The organism is Paenibacillus sp. IHBB 10380, assembly GCF_000949425.1.
Lineage (GTDB): Bacteria > Bacillota > Bacilli > Paenibacillales > Paenibacillaceae > Paenibacillus_AQ.
Genome location: NZ_CP010976.1, coordinates 1,827,916 through 1,850,656 on the forward strand (window position 1 = coordinate 1,827,916; position 22,741 = coordinate 1,850,656).

Genomic DNA, 22,741 nt, shown 5'->3' on the forward strand with positions numbered 1-22,741 from the left:
AGAGATGGTAGAAATATATGCAATGTCTATTGAAGGTATAGATGATACGTTATATTCACAGCTGATCATGTACGTTGGTGATGAACGAAGAAAGAAGAGCGAACGATATAAGTTCTATAACGATAGACTCCGAAGTGTTGTATCGGAATGTCTGGTGCGTGCTGTCATAGGTCAGAGAATCGATCCAACAACCGTTCCCATTATTTTTAATGTGGGTCCTTACGGAAAGCCTTTCGTGGAGGATGCTCCCGCGTTCCATTTTAATATTAGTCATTCAGGGACGTGGGTCGTGTGTGCGGTAGATAATCAGCCTGTAGGAATAGATATCGAGGAAATCAAACCGATTAATACTGAACTGGCACGTCTCGTATTCTCAGATGAAGAAAAGGCAACATTAGAGGCTCTAACCGGCACTGAGCAACTTCATTATTTCTATCATATATGGACCTTGAAAGAAAGTTATGTAAAGGCAATAGGATTAGGATTATCACATCCGCTTCGGTCATTCTCCTTTCAACTTCATGATGGGGGAGCTGCAAGTATTGAGCCTTTACATTTACAAGAACGGTATTCATTTCATAGGATTGATTTTCAAGAGAAATATAAGTTATCCTTGTGTACTTCTAATTCTGATAATGCTGATAACAAGGAATATTCCGTCATTGTGAAGGAACCGGACTTTTTAATCAAGGCTTTAGGAAGACTGTAAATGGGGTATTACTTTTAGAGAGGTTTGAAAGTAATACCTCGGATACAGGAGGCGGTTTATATGAATCAAGCTAATTTTGACGAGGCCCGCAAGGCTGAAGCGAATTACCATAATGAACTTTATAGTGATCATGAGATTTTAGAACCGGGTACATGGATGGCCCAACCGATTCCCATTGTAATGGAACTATTAGATCGTTTACTACAGCATCAAGATCATGTGACTGTTCTAGATCTTGGCTGTGGAGCAGGGCGTAACACGATTCCACTTGCGGTGCGGCTTAAAGAGACGAATAGTAGGGTTGTTGGCGTTGATCTACTGGATGAAGCTATAGAAAAGCTACGTGATAATGCGAAGAAATACGATGTAGCGAATGTTATCGAAGCTAGAAAGGGGGATGCGGAACAGGTAGATATACTGGAAGACTCTTATGATTATATCGCGGCATGTGGCTGTCTAGAACACGTCTCCTCAGAAGAAGCGTTCATAAAGGTGTTAGAACGAATGAAGCTGGGCACGAGGTTGGGCGGCATCCACTGTATTACGATGAATACAGAGGTTCAGGAGGTCGATCGAGATACGGGGCGTGAGTTAGAAACGCTAATTGAGCTCAATTTGTCCACGGAGAAGGCATTTACAATTCTTGAAAAAGTCTATCACGAATGGAATGTGCTTGATCAGAAAACGACACTTCTATCTATCGATGAGGAAAAGTATGATAAGCCCTCACAATTTCGCGGCCAGTCGATTACGTTTGCTGTTCAGAAGATTTCCTAGAGTACTAAATATGTTTATGTACAGAACGTCAGTTGAAAGAATTCAATTTATGAAATATTCAGCAATTCAAGTAGAATTCGTCGCTAAAGCCCGCTCCTATTTATTGAGGAGCGGGTTTTAGACTTGCTAGGACTATTCTTTTGACGATGACTTTACGTTACTAAATGCAGAAGGTTTGGCAACCCATTCATCGGCTTGTGGCTCAATATCGACGCCATTCTCCATCTTTTTTCTTTCAGCCAAGGAATCGCCACTTTTGTTTTCTTTGTTGCGGACCTGATCTTCCGTTTGATGATCCAAGATTGATTCCTCCATTCACCAGCAGATTGATTTTTGTCATGCTATCTTATATTGCCCGTAAAAGCTCTTTACAAACATCATTTCGGTACGCGTATCGTTTACAATCGCAGAATAAAAATATCTCCTTACTCAAATTATTGATATCCTTATGCTGTTCATTAGGAATACAGGTTCCGATCCCCTATGATGGAAGATAGAGAATGTTGCGGATATAGTAGCTTAGGGGAAAATTAAAATCGAGTGCGTTTTATTTTAAGGAGAATGGGTATAGTATATTACGACACGGCAAGAAGACTAAATGTGGAGGATTGAACATAATGGGTAAAGATTTTTTGAGCGCAATCAAAGATAGACGTTCGTATTATGGGATTAGTAAAGAAAAGGTAGTCCCCAATTCACGTATTCAGGAACTTGTCGAGCATGCAGTGAAATATACACCGACTTCTTTTAACTCTCAGACTTCTCGGGCAGTTCTTTTACTTGATGAACAACATGATAAACTATGGAACTTGACCGAAGACATCCTACGTGTAGTTGTAGGAGATGATAAGGCCTTTGCCTCTACATCAGAGAAGATGGCTAGTTTCCGAAGTGGTTATGGTACGGTATTATTCTTCGAAGATACGAGTGTGGTTGCTGGTATGCAACAAAAGTATCAAGCGTATGCTGACAATTTCCCAATATGGTCTAATCAGTCTAGTGGCATGCTTCAACTTGTGGTGTGGACAGCGCTTGAACAAGAAGGATTAGGAGCTTCCTTACAGCACTACAATCCATTGATCGATGACAAAGTTAGATCGGAGTGGAACATACCAGAACATTGGAAGCTAATTGCTGAAATGCCGTTCGGTAAACCAACTTCCGAGCCAGGTGAGAAACAATTTCAACCCCTTGAAGAACGAGTTAAAGTATACGAATAAATCAAACTCAATACAACGTGGGTAGCCGTCCTCTATTTAACGATGAGGAGGGGCTACTTATTTGTGCTCTTCAATAGCTCTCTGAGCTAACTTTCGAAGAGTCACATCATCCATTGGGGGATTGTGTAAACCGAAACGAACATCACGATACATCCTCTGTAGGGGATGAGACATGGCTAGGCTATGCACACCGACAATGCGCATAGCCTTGTCTACCACGGATATAGCCGTGTTGACTGCAAATGATTTAACAGCTGCAAGATCAGAACTGACAAAAGCGTGATTGTCTGGATGAGTGGCGTCGTCCTGTTCCCAGCGTGCCGCTACTGCGTACATATAGTGCCGGGCTACAGATAATTCTAATTCGATTTGTCCCATACTTTGTTGAATGTTGGGTAGCTGAATAATAGGATGTGTTAGACTATTGGGTTGATATTGAGCAGCAAATGTAATGGCTTCCTGTCTTGCCGCCAAGGCGATACCTAAATAGCAGGCGGGTATACTCAACAGATAAGGATTGATTTTGCCCGGATTCACTTGATCAGGTCTTGTGTATACATGGGATTCTAGCGGAACAAGAACATCATTAAAAACAAGGTCATGACTTGCTGTTCCTCGCATTCCAAGCATGTTCCAAGTGTAATCGATGACAAGTCCTGGGGTTCCTTTCGGTATAAGAAATTCAAAGATGGCATCCGTTGTTTCTTCTCTTGCTGAGACAATGAAATAATCTAGTGCGGGAGAAAGAGAGGTAAAGGTTTTACGTCCGTTCAGTACATATCCTTGGATAGTTTTTGTAGCACGAGATTCTGGCTTTCCTCCTCGTGTTGGACTTCCTGTAGCGGCCTCTGTCTCTGCTCTATTGACGAAAGCGCCTTGTTCAACAATCGATTTACATAAGGCTGTAAAGGTAGTACTATCCCAAGTATTATTTCGCGTTAAATCAAGCACCGTGATCATGTGCCATCCAATAGCTAATGCCGTAGGAGCATCTACTTGAGCTATTCGTTCTTGACAGAGCAGCAGTTCCGTTAGTGAAAGGTCTTGTCCTCCAAGATCACTAGGCACAGCGAAGGATGGATATCCACTTGTTCTCAATTCTGAGACTAGCTCTTCGTTGAATCCGTTAGTTTCATCTGTTTCTTGAACTGCTAATGGTTGTCTGTCCACGATGTCCCCGATGTATTTCAATAGATGCTGCTGCTTCTCAGTTACAGCGAACCAATTCTGAATGTTAGGCATATGTTATTCCTCCTATTATATCTCAGAATATCATTCTTTTTTGATTAAGCGCAAATAAACGAAGCTAATGAAGGATCAGCTTAAATGAATCATGATCATGATCATGGGATTAGCTTACATAGGTTTATCATTGTAGTTCTGGTATGTATAATAAGATGTTGATATACTGATACATAGGATAGTGAAATGGAGTGTTGAGATGAGTAAAGGCAGAGTATGGAACCAAGGCAAACGAAATGGTGGACCCCCAAAAGGTAGTAAGGGCAAACCACTAACTAGAACCAACGAGGGCATTCCCACTGTTCAGCCAATAGAAGCGATTGTAGCTGAAATTAATCGTGAGATCGATATTCCTATTAACAGCGTTAAGCGGATGAACCGCGATAATTGGGTCCAAAGACCAGTTCGTGAAATCCGCAAAGAGGCTAAAGCTATGAATAATGACCCGGGAGAAGAGGGTTCTTCTAGTCTATAGTACAGTACAATCGAAAAAGTCTTTCCGTTTACAGGAGCGACAATTTACGAAAGATTCGAATCGACTGATACAACCAGCGCGTGCCGATATTCAATCGGTGCGCTTGTTAAAAATGTAATCAAAGTATAAGGAATTATAATAAAAGAGAATAAGTCTAAAAGAAAAGGTGTCATATATGAGCATATTAAACGTAGAACGACTAAGCCACGGTTTTGGTGACCGTGCTATCTTTAACAACGTATCATTTCGCCTCCTCAAAGGCGAGCACATCGGACTGATCGGAGCCAATGGCGAAGGTAAGTCCACCTTCATGAATATCATTACAGGTAAACTTCAACCGGATGATGGCAAAATTGAGTGGTCAAAACGCATGCGTGCAGGTTATCTTGATCAGCATGCTGCTCTAAGCAAAGGTTTGACAATTCGTGACGTCCTACGGGGAGCATTTCAGTATCTATTCGATATGGAACAAGAAATGAACGATATGTACGGTAAGATGGGGGAGGTTACCCCAGAAGAACTGGAGCAGCTACTTGAGGATGTAGGTACGATTCAGGATATGCTGACGAATCAGGATTTTTACTTAATCGATGCCAAAATCGATGAAACCGCTCGCGGACTGGGATTAACGGATATTGGACTGGACAAGGATGTCAACGATCTCAGTGGTGGTCAACGTACGAAAGTATTACTAGCCAAGCTTTTGCTCGAAAAACCGGATATTCTGCTTCTCGATGAGCCGACAAACTATTTGGATGAGCAGCATATTGAGTGGTTAAGACGTTACCTGCAAGAGTATGAGAATGCATTCATTCTCATCTCACACGACATTCCGTTCCTTAATAGCGTTATCAATCTGATTTACCACATGGAGAATCAGGATTTAACCCGCTATGTCGGTGATTACGACTACTTCGAGCAGGTTCACGAAATGAAAAAGCAGCAGCTTGAATCAGCGTACAAGCGTCAAAAGCAAGAAATTGCAGAGTTGAAAGATTTCGTTGCCCGGAACAAAGCAAGTGTCGCTACGCGAAATATGGCGATGTCCAGACAAAAGAAACTGGATAAGATGGATGTCATTGAACTGGCCAAGGACAAACCGAAGCCGCAGTTCAATTTCAGGGATGCGAGAACTTCAAGTAAGCTGATTTTTGAAGCTAAAGAACTTGTCATTGGTTATGAAGATCCTCTATCTAGATCACTCGACCTCCGTATGGAACGTGGCCAGAAGATCGCATTAGTCGGTGCGAATGGGATTGGTAAAACGACATTATTACGAAGCATACTAGGTGAAATCCAGGCTTTGTCCGGATCGGTTCACCTTGGAGAGAATCTGGAAATTGGTTATTTCCAACAGGAAATGAAGGACACCAATTACAATACATGTATCGAAGAAATTTGGAAGGAGTTCCCTTCCTATACCCAATTTGAAGTCCGCTCCGCCTTGGCCAAGTGTGGACTCACCAACAAACATATCGAGAGCAAGATAGCTGTTCTAAGCGGTGGTGAGAAGGCAAAAGTACGACTCTGTAAGCTGATTAACAACGAATCGAATTTACTTGTGCTGGATGAGCCTACAAACCATTTGGATGTGGATGCCAAGGAAGAGCTTAAGCGTGCTCTCCAAGCATATAAAGGCAGTATTCTGTTGATCTCTCACGAACCGGAATTTTATCGTGATGTTGTGACGGATACGTGGAACTGTGAGTCATGGACGACTAAGGTCTTTTAAATAGTGATCCAATAAGGTTCACTAAGATACATGATATGAGAGGGTACCCGAAAGATGGACACTTAGACAAAAGTGAACTCTATCGGGTCTTTTCGTTTATAATCGATCTATAAGAGTTTAGAACCTGGTACTAGGAATTCGTGCTATAATAATACGATATAGTATCAATTATTTATCTGATCAACAAAGGAGACGACTCAAATTGGATTATAAACAATGGATCTCACCTGAATATTACAATCTGACTTCAGAAATGGAGCGTTTCGATTCCGCTAAAACTGCGCTTAAGTGGCTGGATGAGAATGGTGATTACGAAGAGATCACATACGGAGAACTCCTTAAGCAAGCTAACCAACTCGCTAATGGGCTAGAAGGTCTTGGACTTCGCAAAGGAGACCGAGTGCTGGTTATGGTACCACGGAGAATCATTGCTTATGTCATATATCTTGCTTGTTTAAAGACAGGACTAGCTATTATTCCTTCTTCGGAGATGCTACGGGCCAAGGATCTAGCTTATCGTCTACGTCATTCTGAGGCTCGAGCTGTTATAGTATGGTCTGACGCTACTCAGGAAGTAGACAAGATTGATGAGGACATCCCTTCTTTGGATTACCGCATCGCAGTTTCAGCGGAGGGAGCTGAAATGAAGGCTGGTTGGTTAGGGTTGGAGGCAACGATGAAAGGTCAATCGGATACCTTTGATGCTGTGCAAACCCACCGAGATGATATGGCGATTCTTGCTTATACGTCTGGAACAACTGGTAACCCTAAAGGTGTGGTTCATAGTCATGGCTGGGGTTATGCTCACTTACGAATCGCTGCATCTCTCTGGTTGGATATTCAGGAATCAGACACGGTATGGGCAACGGCAGCACCAGGATGGCAAAAGTGGATTTGGAGCCCGTTCTTGTCCGTCCTTGGAAGTGGAGCAACTGGATTCGTCTATAACGGTTCGTTTCAGCCGAACCGTTATTTGGAACTCATACAGAGTTATGGTGTTCAGGTATTATGTTGTACGCCAACGGAATATCGGTTAATGGCGAAAACGGATGGATTGGATCAATACGATTTATCTAACCTACGAAGTGCTGTATCAGCGGGAGAACCGCTGAACGAGGAAGTGATTAACGAATTCCAACGGCATTTCGATTTGACTATTCGTGACGGTTATGGGCAAACAGAAAGTACTCTTTTAATCGGAACTTTGAAGGATGCTCCCTCACGTACTGGTTCCATGGGCAGGTCTATTGCTGAAGGACTTGTAGAAGTCATAGACGAAGAGGGTACACCGCTAGCTCCTGGAGAAGTGGGTGATATTGCTGTTCACTCAGATATGCCAGCATTGTTTCAAAGTTATTACCAAGATTCTGAACGCAAAACAGCCTCGATACACGGGAACTATTTCGTGACAGGCGATCGGGCAAAGAAGGATGCAGAAGGATACTTCTGGTTTGAGGGTCGTGGAGATGATATCATCATTAGCTCGGGATATACGATAGGTCCCTTCGAAGTAGAGGAAGCTCTCATAAAGCATCATGCGGTAAAAGAATGTGCCGTTATAGCTAGTCCTGATGAGATCAGAGGCCATGTGGTGAAAGCGTTCATCGTACTAAAAGAGGAAATAGCAGGTTCACCAGAACTTGTCAAAGAGCTTCAGAACCATGTCAAAGAATGGACAGCTCCATACAAGTATCCACGAAAGATAGAATTTATTAAGGATCTCCCTAAGACAAACTCAGGTAAGATCCGAAGAGTAGAACTGCGGCAGCAGGAGCAACGGGCTTCGCAGGAGTAAGGCTCGCTGCAATCATAGAATCAAATAAACCCTGAAGAACCCAAACGATGCATAATGGGACCTTCAGGGTTATTTGATCATGTTACAGTGTAACTTGACCATACCATCCGGCTATTTCGCGTGAGGTTTAACGAATATCTCGTATTTTAACATTCGTACTGTACACCATAGAATTACTTGATAATTTAAAAGAAGGATAATTAGGGTCTGCGTCAAGTCGCATGAATTCTTCGTAATAAATCTCTTGCTGGGGGTTAATTAGTAAAGGGATCAAGCCAGCCTCGACTTTAATATCGCCGCTATCGGGTTCGTTTATGATCAACAGTACTGTTATTCCGTCACACCCACAACCTTCTGTATCATAGAAAAGTTTAACGTAACCTGGTCGAACTCCAAGACTTGTATTTAATCTTTCTTTTGCCAGTGGAGTTAATTGAATGTTCATAGTATATATACGCTCCTTAAATATCTTGGTGTAGGTAGAGAATGCTAGCGTAACAATCGTCATTATGGCTCCTGCTAAATGGATCGTCATCATAAATATACACTAAGTACCAAATGGGGGATAGGAGAATGAAATCCGGTATAGCAAATAGAACCGAGATCCAACGTACTAGCACAATGACTCCAAAGAAAGTAAGGAATAACAAACCAAGGAGATAGCTGATGGTGGACAAGTGTTAATGCCATTATCGGCCACACCTGTGAGTGAGAAGTTTGGGTGGGTCACAGATAAATATGGTGTCTCTTGGCAATTAAATCTTGCAAAAAGCGAATAAAATAAGGAAACAGCTCTGTCGCAACGATGCGATCAGAGCTGTTGTATTCTTGATTGAATCATCAATTATCAAACATCTAAGAGAATTATTGCTCTTTTTACGATTCTGCGATTGGATTAGCTGCTACAATGGCGTTATATACATCATCAGGTGTAACAGGGAAAGGTATATTAACCATTGGATCATTAGCCGCACAAGACAATTCAGCCACTTGACGCCACTCGGATTCTCACAAACTTATCGACACCTAGATCTTTCACACCATCGATAGTGTTATTGCCCAATACGATATAGTAATTGTCTTCTTATGACATGATCATTCTTTTTTTGCCCTTATAGAGATGGTTATTCTTTTGCCTATTCTTTATCTACAGGATGATTCAATTTATCTTGATAATAATCAAATACAAGATTCCCGGTTGTCGTTTTTACGGCATAAAAAATGTCGTGAACTTCTTTGCCTTTATTAAATATTTCTTTCATCAGCCATTCCTCCGATATATTATTTCCTATTAAATTTCTATGCATGATTGTTCCATCCATAACTAATTCAATTGGAAAAATGGAATGATCTGATGCGATATGTAAATCTTGTTTGGTTACGGTTAGATATTGATCTTTTTTCTTTACTGATAGCCTTCCATTCGTCTCCAAAATCGCATAATCTACCTCATCCAGATTAAATACATCCTTTTCTCTCAATGATTGATTAAGGGAGTCCAACGTGTAATGGATTTTTCGCATGTTCCCTTCAAGTAGATTCCCTTTATCAATAACTACAGTTGGTGCTCCTGCAATCCAATGTCTTGTTCTTTGATATTTAAGAGCTACTCCAGATGAAATATAGGAAGTAAGAGTTAATACAACTAAACACATGAGAAAATATAAAACATGAAATTGTCTATTGAAAGCTAAATTCGCTGCAATCGCTCCCATCGTAATTCCTGTTGCAAAATCATGGAAAGTCATATTCGAGATGGTTTGTTTTCCCAAAATTCTTGAAATTAATAGTAAAGCTATAAACGCCAGAACTGTTCTTCCGATTAAATCCAAATATTCAAGCACTTTTCATTGTCACCTCAGTCGGTAGAAATACTAAGCTATCTGCCTATTCATTTCCTAAATGGCTTAGACGCATACTTTTGCTACAGGATACATTTTAGAAAAGGAAGTCGAAGCACAAGAGCCTATAAGACCTAGCATAACAATCTCTTATGCAGAGGCACTAACAAAGCAGGTGAATCTTTAAATTAAATGAATTTTGTTGGATTTATGTTTTCTTTTACTGGAAAAAGGTTACGCTGTTGAGGTGAGGTAACCCCAATCCAATAAAGGAGGCACAAGCGTAATGAAAAAAAATGTTGTGTTTGTCTGTCTTGGTTTGCTTAGTTTACTCCTAGTCGCTGCCTTCGTGATTCCAGCAGCCTTCGCCCGATCGGAAGAGGCGCAGCAGGTTAAAGCGAATATAATAAACACTAAGGGTGAAGAGATAGGTACTGCTGTAATAACCCAAAAAGCCGACGGGGTTCAGCTACATATCGAAGCAAAGAATCTTACACCTGGTGTACATGGCATACATTTCCACGAAATAGGGAAGTGTGATGCGCCTGACTTTAAGACAGCAGGGGCGCATTTGAATCCTAATCATAAGCAACACGGATTTAACAATCCAGAGGGATATCATGCTGGCGACTTATTGAACCTTCAAGTGAAAGAAGATGGAACCGTAAGAGCTGATTTGGAGAGTAATACGGTGACACTAACCCAAGGCTTATCCAATTCTTTACTAAAGCCTGGCGGATCAGCCCTCGTGATCCACGAGAAGGAGGATGATTATGTTACGGACCCATCTGGTAATTCCGGTAATCGGGTTGCCTGTGCAGCCATTCAAAAGTAATAATTTTATGCTTTAGACGATCGATATAGCTAGTCATGTTCATGTAAGCCACATCAATGTACGTATACACAATGGCAGAAGACCCGCAGATGGAAACACGTCTACGGGTCTTCTTTTGAGTTACGTACTATCCTCTATACGATGTATATTAGGGTTAACTCATCTTATCTTTTTGGGACGGGTCAAAATAGAGCTCAAACTTGCCGTCAACTTCGGGTTCACTTTCTGCTGTAATGGTCATTATATTATCTTCCTTTCTCATTAGCTGGTAGTGGGTCTCTAGCTGAATTCTAATATTTCAATAACATTGCCAAATGGATCTTTAAACGCGCTGTAGTATCCCGGAGGGCAGGGCTGTGGCGTATTATAAATCATTTCTATACCTTGGGATGACAGTTCGGCAATCGATTGCACTAGATTATCCGTCTGTAAGCCCAGAACCACTTGGGCCTGCCTCGGATAGTTCGCTTGAGTGGGCTGCTCTACCTGGCACAGAATAATTGGGATTTCTTCATGATTCAAGCCCACAAGTGTCTCGTCGTACTCCTGTGAAACTTCAAATCCTAATCTTTCGCAATAAAATTGTTTTGCTAGTTCCATGTTAGAGACAAAAATCGATATTACGCATATTTTTTGCATGTTTCAATCCCCCCATAGTGTTGTACATAACTTGTATTATATAGGGAGAAAGAGGTGGGAAATTCTTCTACTTTGCTATTTTTTTCCTTTCTGTTCGAATAATAAAAGGGGGAGGTTAACAACAATTGGCGGATCACAAGGTAGTGGCTCTCTTAATTGGATCGTCATATTCATTTCTGTCTTGTCCGTCACATGAATGGGCGATGGGTATTTGCCACGTAAGGAATGATCAAGCACAAAGTAATCTTTGGGGTTCAGACTCCAAGGTATCCCCGCAGCTAGCACAAAATATGTTCCTTCTGGAACTTTGGTCAAGATACACGTTCGATTCTTCCGATTCAATGCCGTACCAGCAATTGGCCTCTGGTCTGGTATAGGTCGAGGAAAGAGACCTACGAAAATTATTCCACGAAACGAATCCGGAGTCTCGATATGACAGCAAATCTTCTGAACTGAGTTCAGCTCACATGTAATTAGCCCCAATTCTTGAAACTCATACTGATTCATATAATTGGATAATGCTTTCGAATGATTGCGAAATTTTTTCGGTGTAACACCCACCGTTTGCTTGAATCGTGTGTTAAATGAACCGGCACTTCGGAACCCAATAGCAAGCAACACCTTTACAAGTAGCGACGGGGCTTTGAGCAGTTCTATTTTCCCAGATTCGATTCGTAAGGCAGAGAGATAATATCGAGGGGATATACCGGTTACATTTTTAAATACTCTAGTAAAATGATAAGCGCTATAACCAACGTGGGCAGCCAACTGTTCAGATGTAATATCTTCATCCAGATGACACTTCATATAATGGATCGCTTGTTCTGCAGCTGCGATATGATTGTCTTTCATATGTATTCACCTGAATCTATATCGTGGTAATGATTCACAGTTTGCGATAACAAGGTACTCGCCTCCCTGAGTTTCTAGCCGTATTTCTATATTACTAAAAAGGAATTAACATCACAATGATTGATGCTAAGACAATATTCACAGTAAAAGGGAAGGTAGAAGGGAGCTGATCCTCCATTTTCATTTCATCAAGAATTTTCTATTGCAGTGGACACCCCTCGTTCTTGAGAACAATGAAATCGCGTTCAATACAGGCCTGTTAGATAAATCTATCGTAATCAATGTTAAAGACTACCTGCAGGTGGTTTAGCCACGTGTCATATTAGATATTTCAAATGGTTAACCAGTAGAGTGCAAAGTGATATGAAAAATCTTATATGCACGATCAACAATAGATGTCTTGGAGTTAATAATAAAATGGAAACAATCATTGCTTCATTTTTTCAAGATAATGTTCAGCATTTAAAAACATTTTATTAAGCAGTTTTAAAGCATAGGCCTGTTCATCCTCAGACGATTTATTAGTAGGTTCGTATTAGCGGTAGCGCTTGATAAGGGAAAGAAGGGACTCAAGACAGCATCGTTAAATTGAGGAGAATAATAAGATAAAAGTTATCATGGGCGAATAAACGTTTTTCCATGGGATGCTGTACTAGCAGAGCTAATGGCAGTCTATTCAACTCTATAGGGTTGAATAGACTGCCATTAATCTTTATTATTTACTTCAAGAGATAATTAAAACGATTATCTTAAAAGGAGAATGTAATTACATATGAAACGAGTATCACGAATGATTGTGAGTTTTGGTGCTATCATAATTATCTTCCTAGGGTTAAATGCTTATATTGGTTGGAACGTCTACTTATTCCTATCCCATTATAACTCCACAATGTCCACTGTATGGTTCTCTCTCGTGTTCTGCATTCTTGTTTTCTCTTATTTATTAGGTCGGTGGGGTAACAATAATGCTGTAGGTCGCTTATTTAAAGTGATGGGTTCATATTATTTAGCAATCATGGAATTTTTGATTATCATATTACCGCTCGCAGATATCTCAGCATGGTTGTTGAAAAGAGTAGGGTACTCTGAATCCTTCTATATTCCAGTTGTCGGATGGACGACGATGGTCTTGTTGGTCATTCTCATTGTCTGGGGATCGTATAATGCTTGGAGTCCTATCCTCCGGACTTACCGCCTACCTATCTCTAAACAAGGTAGTGGTAAACGTAAGCTAACCATTGCCGTAGCATCAGATATTCACTTGGGTAATATTGTGGGAAATCGCCATCTCAAACGTCTCATTAAAGGAATGAATCAAATGGAACCTGACCTGATTCTTCTACCAGGAGATATTATTGATGATTCGATTGAGCCATTTATGCGCAATAAGATGGCAGATAGTCTGAAACAGTTACATGCAACTTTCGGAGTTTATGCGGTATTAGGTAACCATGAGTATTATGGTGGAAATATTGAACAATACATCACTGAAATGAGCGCCATTGGTATCCGTGTTCTACGCGATGAAACGGTTAGTATTGATAATGATCATGTGGTTATCGCGGGCAGGAAAGATCGAACTGCGGAAAGTGTGGATCCAAATGGACGCTTAAGTATAGAGGAGCTACTTGATCATGTAGACAAATCGAAGCCGATCATTGTCATGGACCATCAGCCCTATGGATTCCAACAAGCAGCTGAAGCTGGTGCGGATATTCTACTGTGTGGACACACACATCGTGGACAATTCGCACCTAATCATTGGGTTACAGGTCGACTATTTGAGTTGGACTGGGGTTACATGCTTAAACAACATTTACATGTTGTCGTATCCTCTGGATTCGGCACATGGGGACCCCCAATTCGACTTGCTAGCCGCTCTGAAATCATCCGGTTAGATGTGGAATTAGAAGGGTAACTGAGAACATAGAAAGAACCTGATGATACACATCAGGTTCTTTCTATGTCTAAATCATGTTCTCCATAAAACCATTGTGGAATATAAGTATTGGATTCAGTCTTATTATTTCTTGCATACTTCTTGACGTAGATATAATATATAAGCATATGCTTATATACGAAACGGAAGGAGGAGTAACTGTGGAGGAACTTTCGAATGTGGCAGACAACTTGAAGCTTCTAGGTGATAAAACACGTCTCGCCATGTTATCGCTTCTGAAAGAACGGGAATGGTGTGTATGTGAATTTGTGGCGATTTTTGAAATCTCACAACCTGCTATTAGCCAACATCTGAGGAAGTTGAAAGCACAAGGCATAGTGAAAGAGAATAAACGCGGACAATGGGTATATTATTCATTAAACATTGCAGACAAACCTTATATCCAAGCTGTTCTTGATCAAATGCCTGATTCGAAGACAATACTTTCTAGTCTGAACAAAGAACAGATTAACGCTGTTTGTGAGTAACTAAAGTGATTCGCACAATTGGAGGTTTAGGTCGTGGGTTCAGTCATATTAGCCATTATCATATTTGTAACAACATTAGTTTTTGTAATCTGGCAGCCTAGAAACTTATCCATTGGATGGTCCGCCTGTGGCGGAGCTATACTTGCATTACTCTTAGGGGTAGTGAGCTTCAGCGATGTTGTGGATGTCACCTTAATTGTGTGGAATGCAACTCTAGCTTTTGTCGCTATCATTCTGATTTCTCTAATCCTAGACAAAATCGGATTTTTCGAATGGGCTGCTTTACATATGGCCAGAGCTGCTAGAGGTCATGGGATTCGGATGTTCGTCTATGTTACTATTCTTGGAGCAATCGTTGCCGCATTTTTCGCAAATGATGGGGCAGCCTTAATATTGACACCGATTGTACTAGCTATGGTACGAGCACTGAATTTTGATGAGAAAAAAGTATTCCCGTTCATTATTGCAAGTGGATTTATTGCGGATACAACTTCGCTACCCCTAGTGGTCAGTAACTTAGTGAATATTGTATCTGCGGATTTCTTTGGCATTACATTTATGGAATACGCCGGCCGTATGATTGTACCGACACTCTTTTCATTGGTTGCTAGTATCTTCGTACTGTACTTCTTCTTCCGAAAAAGTATTCCGAGAACGTTCGATGCTACACAGCTTAAAAGTCCGGTGGATGCAATCAAGGACAAGAAAATGTTCAAGTTATCATGGATTGTTCTGACTGTACTCTTAATTGGGTACTTTATTAGCGAGTTCATGCATATTCCAGTATCGGTTGTAGCAGGAATCATTGCGATTCTATTCTTGCTTATGGCGAGAAGAAGTCCGCACATAGTGACCACAGAAGTTATTAAAGGCGCACCGTGGGCGATTGTATTCTTTTCTATCGGGATGTACGTTGTGGTATATGGATTACGAAATGCAGGACTGACCGATCTGTTATCCAATGCGATTCAGGCGGCTGCCGACCAAGGGATATTTGTAGCAACGATGTCCATGGGCTTTATCGCAGCGTTCATTTCATCGATCATGAATAACATGCCTACGGTGATGATTGATGCACTGGCTATAGATGCTACGAATACAACCGGTGTGATGAAGGAAGCTTTAATCTACGCAAACGTCATCGGTTCCGATCTGGGTCCGAAGATTACTCCGATTGGTTCACTAGCCACGCTATTGTGGCTCCATGTCCTATCATCTAAAGGCGTGAAGATTTCCTGGGGAACGTACTTCAAAACTGGAATTATATTAACCATCCCAACGTTGTTTATTACACTTTTAGGTCTTTACCTGTGGTTAATTATTCTTTAAATGAGGTAGGCGTTGATATATCCGGACAGACCTCCGATATCATTGATTCCCAATTGCTCAATCATGCTGATTTGGTAATAACGTTATGTGGGGATGCAGCCGACAAATGTCCAATAACGCCTCCACAAGTGAGACGCGAACACTGGGGATTTGATGACCCTGCGAAAGCACAGGGGACGGTCGAAGAGAAGTGGTCTGTATTCCAACGAGTGCGTGATCAGGTTGGAGAAAGAATTCAATTGTTTGCTGAAACTGGTGAATAATAACTTAACATACAAGAAACCACTTCTCGTCGAAGTGGTTTCTTGTATGTTAAGGAGGTCTACCCCTTTTTTTTCTAGATCTATGAATTAATACAAAAAGGCTGTTTTCTGATAAAGTTAGTATTTAGAATCATTCATTAAAGTCCCTTATATTGTGAATCTTTAATGATTTGTCATAGAAGATGAAAAGAGGAAATAAAAAAATGAGAAGAATCCTTGTTGTAGATGATGAAAAAAAGATAAGGGATGTAATATCTTCTTATCTTCTGAAAGAAGGATATGAGATTGTTGAAGCACAAACAGGTAAGGAAGCCATAGAATTGGTCAATCGTGGAACTATAGATTTTATTATTTTAGATTTAATGTTACCAGACATTTCAGGTGAAGAAGTTTGCCAAGTATTAAGGCAAGAGCATTCCACACCTATATTAATGTTAACTGCAAAAGTTATGGAGAAGGATATGATCTATGGGCTATCCATAGGTGCAGATGATTATATGATCAAACCATTTAGCCCAAGAGAATTGGTAGTGCGTGTGAAGACTATTCTTAGACGAGCAAATGAGGGACAACTCCTAGCAGATTATATTTCATATAATAACGGGGAATTGATCATTGATAATGTTCAACAAGTGGTTAGATTTGAAGATGAAGCGATAAATGTAACTCCAATCGAATTCAAATTACTTGTGGTGTTAGCGAAGCATCCAGGAAGATCATTTACTAGAGAAGAATTGGTTGAGAAAGTTATTGGTTTTGATTTTGAAGGAGATTCAAGGACCATTGACCAACATATTAAGAATTTACGCCAAAAAATCGAAAAAACTCCCAAGGAACCAACTTATATCACCACTGTATATGGGGTAGGTTATAAGTTTGGGGGAGGAAAAAAATGATTAAAGGATTACATGCTCGCCTTGCTACTAGTTTTATTATTATAGCTTCTACTGTTCTTGTTATAGCTAGCATTGTCATCATGTTAGAAATTCATTACCATTTTCAAATGTTCCAAAGTGAGTCTTCAATCACTAATAAGATGAATGTCATTAATTATCATCTAGAAAGAGCTATGCTGGAATCTATATTGTGGACAGCTTTAGGTGCGATAATGTTCGTATTTATCGTTAGTTATTTTGTAGCCAAAAAAATCTCCCAACCCTTAATACAAATGAGACAAGTTGCTGAACGGATGTCAAAAGGAAAATGGGACGCTCGAATACATGTGGATGGCAATGATGAAATAAGTGAACTAGCTACATCATTCAATCATTTAGCTCATCAACTACAGCAACAGGAAGTTGTGCGTAGAAATATGAGCGCTGACATTGCACATGAGCTTCGAACACCTTTGGCAACATTGAAAAGTCATATGGAAGCATTTGAAGATGGTATATGGGAACCCACGCCTTCACGATTAAATTCTTGTACGGAAGAAATCAACAGACTTATTCATTTAATTAGTGATTTAGAGCAGTTAAATAATTTGGAGTCTCCAGATTTCAAAATCAGGTTGAAAAACGGAGATTTTAAAGATGTCGTTACTCAAAGTGTTGATTCCGTTAAAGAAGCATTTATTCAAAAAAATATTAAACTGGAAATAAGTGATATTGAACATACCATCCTCTATATGGATCAGGAAAGAATGGTACAAGTTCTTATTAACCTCTTAACCAATTCGTTGAAATATACGAATAGTGGTGGGAAAGTATCGGTTTCTTTTAAGACAAGAGACCAAGTATTGCTTGTATTAGTTAAAGATAATGGCGTAGGTATGAAAGAAGAAAACTTGTTGAAAGTGTTTGATAGGTTATATCGTGAAGACCCTTCTAGGAGTCGTAGTTCAGGGGGAAGTGGAATTGGTCTAGCCATTGTTAAACGTTTGGTGGAAGCACATAAAGAACAGGTGTGGATAGACAGTAAAGAAAATGAAGGTACAACGGTATTTGTGCAATTGCCAAAGACATGATAGTAAGAAAAGCCTCGCTTATCCTCCTTGTTTAGCTAATTCAACTTATGAAAATGACTTTCTTCACAAGTTCTTCATATTGTTGAGGTAAATTAAGGCTATATGATGAACTTTATTAGTTATGGAGGTAAGAGCATGCAATTTTTTAGAATCAGAACCATCATGAATATGTTAGTTTTGGCTTTTGCTTTATCGGCTTGCAGTAATAATAATAACGAGCCTAAGGAAGAAATGAATCACGAGAATATGGACCACGAGAATATGGAACAAAATACGGATGAAAGTTCAAAGGGGAACGCCAGTCAGGACAAAATGGTAGCCACTCCACCAAGTGAATTTAACGACAATGCCGCATCAAACTTAATGGTCTCCAATACCAAGAATGTAACAAGACTGGATACAGATGACCCAATCGCAATGGCAGTGATGGTGTCACAGACCGTTTGGGCATCAACACATAAGGAAAGCCAACCGGGTGCTGTCATCTTAGCTCCTGTAGACAACTGGGCTATCACTTTAGCTAGTGCTGACTTAATTCATCACCCAAATAATGGACCCATTCTTTTTATGAACAAAGATGGAATTCCTGAAATAAGCATGAATGAAATAAAAAGATTGAATCCGACAGGAAATATGAATGGTGTTCAAATCATGGTGATGGGTGATGTGGATGATACTGTTCTAGCTTCACTAAAAGATTATAAAGTTGAACAAGTGAAGGGCTCAGATGCTGCAACTTTTGCAAAAGATATTGATGAAACATATGCGAAGTTGACTGGCAGTTATCCGATAAGTGTTATCGTTGGTTCACTCGAAGATGATGCAAGACTTTACACAACGCCAGCTATTCATTGGATTGCACATATGCCTGAACCGATTCTTTATGTAAAGAAGGAAGAAATTCCAGAGGCTACAAAACAGGCATTAAAAGAAAGAAAAAACAAAGCAAATATCTATGTATTAGGACCTGAATCTATCGTTTCAAAAGAAACCGAGAAAGCTCTTAGTGAGTACGGGAAAGTAACGAGAATAAGTGGCGAAACACCTGTTTCTAATTCTATAGAGTTTGCTAAATTTAGAGATGAAGAAGCAAAATTCGGATGGGGATTACAAGACTCGGGTCACGGAATATCCATAATTTCTTTATCAACACCTGACCTTGCACTAGCTGGAGCCCCATTTGCTCATTTAGGAAAACACGCTCCGATGATTTGGACGGATGGCGAACTTACGCAGGAACATTATGATTTCTTTGCTACTATTAAACCAATGTTTAAAGATAATCCAACGGTTGGGCCATATAATCATGCGTTCTTATTAGGTAATCTCAACAACATTCCTTTTAAAACACAAGGAATTATTGACGAACAACTAGAAATTGTTTCAGAAGATGGAATGGGACATGGGGGACATTAACTATAAAGGCCGATTCCTTCACAGGATCGGTTTTTTAGGTTGATATCTGCATAGTCATAATAGATGATCAAAGATCGGCCTCACATTCCCGATTGAATAGGATCTTTGTGAAGCCGATCTTTGTTTATTGTTGCTTCTGTGATTGGTTCTTAGCGGAGGTATGTTCTTCAAACACCTCTGCGGCTTCTTCTGCGGAAAATTCAGGTTCGAATTTACCTGGAATAGGCAGTTTGTTTAGCTTTGTTGCTTGTACTTCTGCTTTAGTCGGTTCATTATTATTTGAGCTGCTCATAATAGACACCTCCTTTCGTAAGGAACAACATTTTATAGTTTTCCAGAAAGGTGAATATTTTATCCAGAAGCACCTTGAGATTCTCTTGTAATACGTGTGAACATCGTCTAACATGTAAACTATTCTTATCACGGAAACACCGAGTTCCTGTTCAACAATTATTTTAATACACATATGATTGGGAGGATATTAAATGGTACAAACCATTAAAGTTTTGGCGATATCGGGGAGCCTGCGTCACAATTCCTCCAATACGGCATTAATGAACGCGATGATTGCATTAGCTCCGGCTAACATGGAATTCATTACTTATGGCGGATTAGGCGACCTTCCGCATTTTAACCCCGACATCGATATCGACGTTGGACCAGCTCCGGTAGCAGGGCTGAGAAAACAACTTAAAGAGGCGAATGGTGTTCTTATATGTACACCCGAGTATGGGAACGGTGTGCCTGGCGTTCTGAAAAATGCCCTTGACTGGATTGTGTCCTCAGGTGAGTTTGTGAATAAACCTACAGCGGTAGTTAGCGCTTCACCAACTCCTATGGGGGGTGATAAAGCACATGATTCACTTCTGCTTACGCTTAAAATGATTAGCGCTGAGATTGTAGAAGGGGGGACGATGATGATACCGCACATCACTTTGAAACTGAATAAAGAAGGTATTATTACGGACCCTGAAACAAAGCAGGAGTTATTAACTGTGATCCGGACGCTCGGGCAAGCTTGTACAAATAAGTAAACAAGTGACTTTTGAAAATCATCCATGAACGACTTTACATAATCGTCATTGTACAAGACAACAGTCTGCTGTTGTAATTCTTAAACGGCTTCGCCGTCCCTTCAAGGACGGCGAAGCCGTTTCTTTTTGCTAGATGGTAGTAAGTTAACCGCATTTCTATCCATACGTTAGCCTGATTTATGTTCAATTTTAGGCTTTGTCGCTTTTTATCAATATAACTGATAGATCCTATAAGAACATTCTAATTGACCCCTTCTAGCTGCTGTGTTAGTTTCAAGAGAGAATAAAATTAATTTGATCGTATTACTGAGAATTAATACATTGCATCCTACGTGAGGTGGAAACTGTTGGAACTCCAAGTAATAAATAGTCCTTTTAATCAGGAGCAAGTGGAACTGCTCAATCGTCTTTTGCCAACGCTAACAGATGGACAACAACTCTGGTTGAGCGGGTATTTAACGGCTCTTCAGGGAACGACAGGAGCGGTGGCATCCGACTTAACACCAGTAGCGCCTTCGGCATCAAATATACCAGTAATTTCCAAAGAGGTGACAATCCTCTTCGGATCACAGACTGGCAACTGTAATGGATTGGCACAGAAGGTGTCCAAGAAACTGAAGGATCGTGACTTTCAGGTCACACTTTCCTCGATGGGCGATTTCAAAACGAACGGCTTAAAGAAGGTACAAAACTTACTTATTCTGGTTAGTACTCACGGTGAAGGAGATGCACCGGACAACGCTATTCCTTTCTATGAGTTCCTTCATAGCAAGAGAGCGCCTCAATTAGAGGGCTTATCGTTTTCTGTACTCGCACTGGGGGACACTTCTTATGAGTTTTTTTGCCAAACGGGTAAGGATTTCGATAAGCGCCTAGAAGAGCTAGGCGGGAAGCGGATAATTCCACGTGTCGATTGTGACGTGGATTTTGACGAATCGGCGGCGGAATGGATGAATCAAGTCATCAGTTCCTTAAGTAAGACATCGGTAAACTCATCTAGCGTCAGTGGCGTCAGTGGAACCTCCCCGATGGAGACGGAATCAGAATACTCAAGAACGAATCCCTTTCAGGCTGAAGTTCTAGAGAACTTGAATCTGAATGGCCGTGGGTCAGACCGTGAAACACGTCACCTTGAGATATCACTGGAGGGATCAAATCTTCAGTATGAACCGGGAGATAGCTTGGGCATCTTTCCGGAGAATCATCCTCGTTATGTAGACGAGTTGATCGAAGCCATGGGCTGGAATGCAGAGGAGTTTGTAGCGATTAATAAGAATGGTGAAGAGCGGAAATTACGCGAAGCATTACATCGTCATTATGAGATCACAGTGCTTACGAAACCGCTGCTTACACAAGTGGCTAATCTTACTTCGAGCAATGAACTAGCAGTGTTAATAGGGGCTGGGAACGAAGCAGAGCTTCGACATTATCTAGGTGAGCGGGATCTATTAGATTTGGTGCAGGACTACTCGCTGAAGGGAATCTCTGCCGGAGATTTCGTTTCAATCCTTAGGAAATTGCCTGCACGGTTGTACTCGATTGCTAGCAGTTCCAAATCATTTCCGGATGAGGTACATGTTACGGTTCGAACCATTCGTTATGAGGCACAAGGGCGCGAACGTTATGGCGTCTGTTCCACGCAACTATCAGAACGAATACAGTCAGGTGATACTCTACCGGTTTTTATACAGCACAATCCGAATTTCAAGCTTGCTGAGAGCCCAAATACACCAATCATCATGATTGGACCTGGCACAGGTGTTGCACCGTTTAGAGCTTTCTTAGGAGAGAAGGAGGAGACGGGATCTGAAGGGAAAACTTGGTTGTTCTACGGTGACCAGCATTTCTCAACAGACTTTCTTTATCAGACAGAATGGCAGCGCTGGCTCAAGGATGGCGTGCTGACACGAATGGATGTTGCATTCTCACGAGATACAGACAAGAAAGTATACGTACAACACCGGATGCTTGAGAAGAGTCAAGAGCTCTATCAATGGCTGCAGGACGGTGCATGCATATATGTCTGTGGTGATGAGAAGAAGATGGCACATGATGTGAACGCGGCATTATTAACGATCCTCGAACAAGAGGGCGGTCTCAGTCCAGAGAAAGCAGCGGAGTATTTAACAGATATGCAACAGCAGAAACGTTATCAACGGGATGTTTACTAAATAGATATTCCATAGATT

General features: G+C 40.8%; 22 protein-coding genes and 3 pseudogenes. 17 read left to right on the forward strand and 8 right to left on the reverse strand.

The annotated features are described in order from the left end of the window. The first annotated feature begins 4 nt into the window (after positions 1 to 4). Complete coding sequence (locus tag UB51_RS07830) at positions 5 to 709, forward strand: 4'-phosphopantetheinyl transferase family protein (RefSeq protein WP_052675802.1); 705 nt, start codon at positions 5 to 7, stop codon at positions 707 to 709. Between the two features lie 60 nt (positions 710 to 769). Beyond that, a complete protein-coding gene (locus UB51_RS07835; RefSeq protein WP_044876834.1) occupies positions 770 to 1,486 on the forward strand; it encodes a class I SAM-dependent methyltransferase in 717 nt (238 codons plus the stop codon). A gap of 132 nt (positions 1,487 to 1,618) precedes the next feature. On the opposite strand, the gene UB51_RS07840 is transcribed toward UB51_RS07835, so the two are convergent. Continuing rightward, entirely contained in the window at positions 1,619 to 1,786 is a 168-nt protein-coding gene (locus UB51_RS07840; protein WP_162484579.1) for a hypothetical protein, read from the reverse strand. 317 nt (positions 1,787 to 2,103) lie between these two features. Between UB51_RS07840 and UB51_RS07845 the strand changes: the two genes are divergently transcribed. Continuing rightward, positions 2,104 to 2,706: a nitroreductase family protein gene (locus tag UB51_RS07845; protein ID WP_044876836.1), complete on the forward strand. Its 603-nt coding sequence runs from the start codon at positions 2,104 to 2,106 to the stop codon at positions 2,704 to 2,706. A gap of 57 nt (positions 2,707 to 2,763) precedes the next feature. Here the strand turns inward: UB51_RS07845 and UB51_RS07850 are convergent, their stop codons facing one another. Continuing rightward, on the reverse strand, positions 2,764 to 3,948 hold the full coding sequence (locus UB51_RS07850) for an acyl-CoA dehydrogenase family protein (protein ID WP_052675803.1): 1,185 nt from the start codon (positions 3,946 to 3,948) through the stop codon (positions 2,764 to 2,766). A 199-nt stretch (positions 3,949 to 4,147) separates the two neighbouring features. Between UB51_RS07850 and UB51_RS07855 the strand changes: the two genes are divergently transcribed. From UB51_RS07855 to UB51_RS07865, 3 genes are all read left to right on the forward strand, one after another. Next, on the forward strand, positions 4,148 to 4,423 hold the full coding sequence (locus UB51_RS07855) for a hypothetical protein (protein WP_044876837.1): 276 nt from the start codon (positions 4,148 to 4,150) through the stop codon (positions 4,421 to 4,423). Positions 4,424 to 4,598: 175 nt separating this feature from the next. Further along, entirely contained in the window at positions 4,599 to 6,155 is a 1,557-nt protein-coding gene (locus tag UB51_RS07860) for an ABC-F family ATP-binding cassette domain-containing protein (protein WP_044876838.1), read from the forward strand. 253 nt (positions 6,156 to 6,408) lie between these two features. Beyond that, on the forward strand, positions 6,409 to 7,950 hold the full coding sequence (locus UB51_RS07865) for an acetate--CoA ligase (RefSeq protein WP_044879968.1): 1,542 nt from the start codon (positions 6,409 to 6,411) through the stop codon (positions 7,948 to 7,950). Positions 7,951 to 8,077: 127 nt separating this feature from the next. On the opposite strand, the gene UB51_RS07870 is transcribed toward UB51_RS07865, so the two are convergent. Beyond that, positions 8,078 to 8,458, reverse strand: coding sequence for an iron-sulfur cluster biosynthesis family protein (locus UB51_RS07870; protein ID WP_234405563.1), 381 nt, complete (start codon positions 8,456 to 8,458; stop codon positions 8,078 to 8,080). A gap of 163 nt (positions 8,459 to 8,621) precedes the next feature. Here UB51_RS07870 and UB51_RS26945 point away from each other — a divergent pair. Then, positions 8,622 to 8,729, forward strand: a pseudogene (locus UB51_RS26945) (VOC family protein); the annotation flags it as partial. 97 nt (positions 8,730 to 8,826) lie between these two features. Here the strand turns inward: UB51_RS26945 and UB51_RS27635 are convergent. Together UB51_RS27635 and UB51_RS07875 are read right to left on the reverse strand one after the other, a co-directional pair. Continuing rightward, positions 8,827 to 8,989: pseudogene (locus tag UB51_RS27635) on the reverse strand (glycerol dehydrogenase); the annotation flags it as partial. A gap of 97 nt (positions 8,990 to 9,086) precedes the next feature. Beyond that, on the reverse strand, positions 9,087 to 9,794 hold the full coding sequence (locus tag UB51_RS07875; protein ID WP_044876839.1) for a DUF421 domain-containing protein: 708 nt from the start codon (positions 9,792 to 9,794) through the stop codon (positions 9,087 to 9,089). Between the two features lie 283 nt (positions 9,795 to 10,077). On the opposite strand from UB51_RS07875, the gene UB51_RS07880 reads away from it, so the two are divergent. Further along, the gene (locus UB51_RS07880) at positions 10,078 to 10,626 is read left to right on the forward strand and encodes a superoxide dismutase family protein (RefSeq protein WP_044876840.1); all 549 of its coding nucleotides are present in this window, start codon (positions 10,078 to 10,080) and stop codon (positions 10,624 to 10,626) included. Positions 10,627 to 10,905: 279 nt separating this feature from the next. Here UB51_RS07880 and UB51_RS07885 read toward each other — a convergent pair whose 3' ends face one another. After that, positions 10,906 to 11,265 (reverse strand): VOC family protein, encoded by a 360-nt coding sequence (locus UB51_RS07885; RefSeq protein WP_044876841.1) that lies wholly within the window; start codon positions 11,263 to 11,265, stop codon positions 10,906 to 10,908. A 75-nt stretch (positions 11,266 to 11,340) separates the two neighbouring features. Then, entirely contained in the window at positions 11,341 to 12,117 is a 777-nt protein-coding gene (locus tag UB51_RS07890) for a helix-turn-helix domain-containing protein (protein ID WP_044876842.1), read from the reverse strand. Positions 12,118 to 12,889: 772 nt separating this feature from the next. On the opposite strand from UB51_RS07890, the gene UB51_RS07895 reads away from it, so the two are divergent. The 7 genes and pseudogenes from UB51_RS07895 (at position 12,890) to UB51_RS07925 (ending at position 19,518) form a co-directional block, all read left to right on the forward strand. Further along, a complete protein-coding gene (locus tag UB51_RS07895; RefSeq protein WP_044876843.1) occupies positions 12,890 to 14,035 on the forward strand; it encodes a metallophosphoesterase in 1,146 nt (381 codons plus the stop codon). A gap of 182 nt (positions 14,036 to 14,217) precedes the next feature. Further along, a complete protein-coding gene (locus tag UB51_RS07900) occupies positions 14,218 to 14,544 on the forward strand; it encodes an ArsR/SmtB family transcription factor (RefSeq protein ID WP_044876844.1) in 327 nt (108 codons plus the stop codon). Between the two features lie 33 nt (positions 14,545 to 14,577). Beyond that, the gene (locus UB51_RS07905; RefSeq protein ID WP_044876845.1) at positions 14,578 to 15,873 is read left to right on the forward strand and encodes an arsenic transporter; all 1,296 of its coding nucleotides are present in this window, start codon (positions 14,578 to 14,580) and stop codon (positions 15,871 to 15,873) included. Continuing rightward, positions 15,867 to 16,136: pseudogene (locus tag UB51_RS07910) on the forward strand (arsenate reductase/protein-tyrosine-phosphatase family protein); the annotation flags it as partial. The gene UB51_RS07905 and the pseudogene UB51_RS07910, both read left to right, overlap by 7 nt. A 203-nt stretch (positions 16,137 to 16,339) precedes the next feature. Next, on the forward strand, positions 16,340 to 17,032 hold the full coding sequence (locus UB51_RS07915) for a response regulator transcription factor (RefSeq protein ID WP_044876846.1): 693 nt from the start codon (positions 16,340 to 16,342) through the stop codon (positions 17,030 to 17,032). Beyond that, on the forward strand, positions 17,029 to 18,102 hold the full coding sequence (locus UB51_RS07920; protein WP_044876847.1) for a sensor histidine kinase: 1,074 nt from the start codon (positions 17,029 to 17,031) through the stop codon (positions 18,100 to 18,102). Before UB51_RS07915 ends, UB51_RS07920 begins: the two co-directional genes overlap by 4 nt. A 135-nt stretch (positions 18,103 to 18,237) precedes the next feature. Beyond that, on the forward strand, positions 18,238 to 19,518 hold the full coding sequence (locus tag UB51_RS07925) for a cell wall-binding repeat-containing protein (protein ID WP_044876848.1): 1,281 nt from the start codon (positions 18,238 to 18,240) through the stop codon (positions 19,516 to 19,518). 124 nt (positions 19,519 to 19,642) lie between these two features. Here the strand turns inward: UB51_RS07925 and UB51_RS28465 are convergent, their stop codons facing one another. Then, entirely contained in the window at positions 19,643 to 19,810 is a 168-nt protein-coding gene (locus UB51_RS28465) for a hypothetical protein (RefSeq protein ID WP_199924993.1), read from the reverse strand. Between the two features lie 193 nt (positions 19,811 to 20,003). Between UB51_RS28465 and UB51_RS07930 the strand changes: the two genes are divergently transcribed. Further along, a complete protein-coding gene (locus tag UB51_RS07930) occupies positions 20,004 to 20,552 on the forward strand; it encodes an NADPH-dependent FMN reductase (protein WP_044876849.1) in 549 nt (182 codons plus the stop codon). A gap of 347 nt (positions 20,553 to 20,899) precedes the next feature. Then, positions 20,900 to 22,723: an assimilatory sulfite reductase (NADPH) flavoprotein subunit gene (locus UB51_RS07935; protein WP_044876850.1), complete on the forward strand. Its 1,824-nt coding sequence runs from the start codon at positions 20,900 to 20,902 to the stop codon at positions 22,721 to 22,723. Positions 22,724 to 22,741 lie beyond the last annotated feature (18 nt).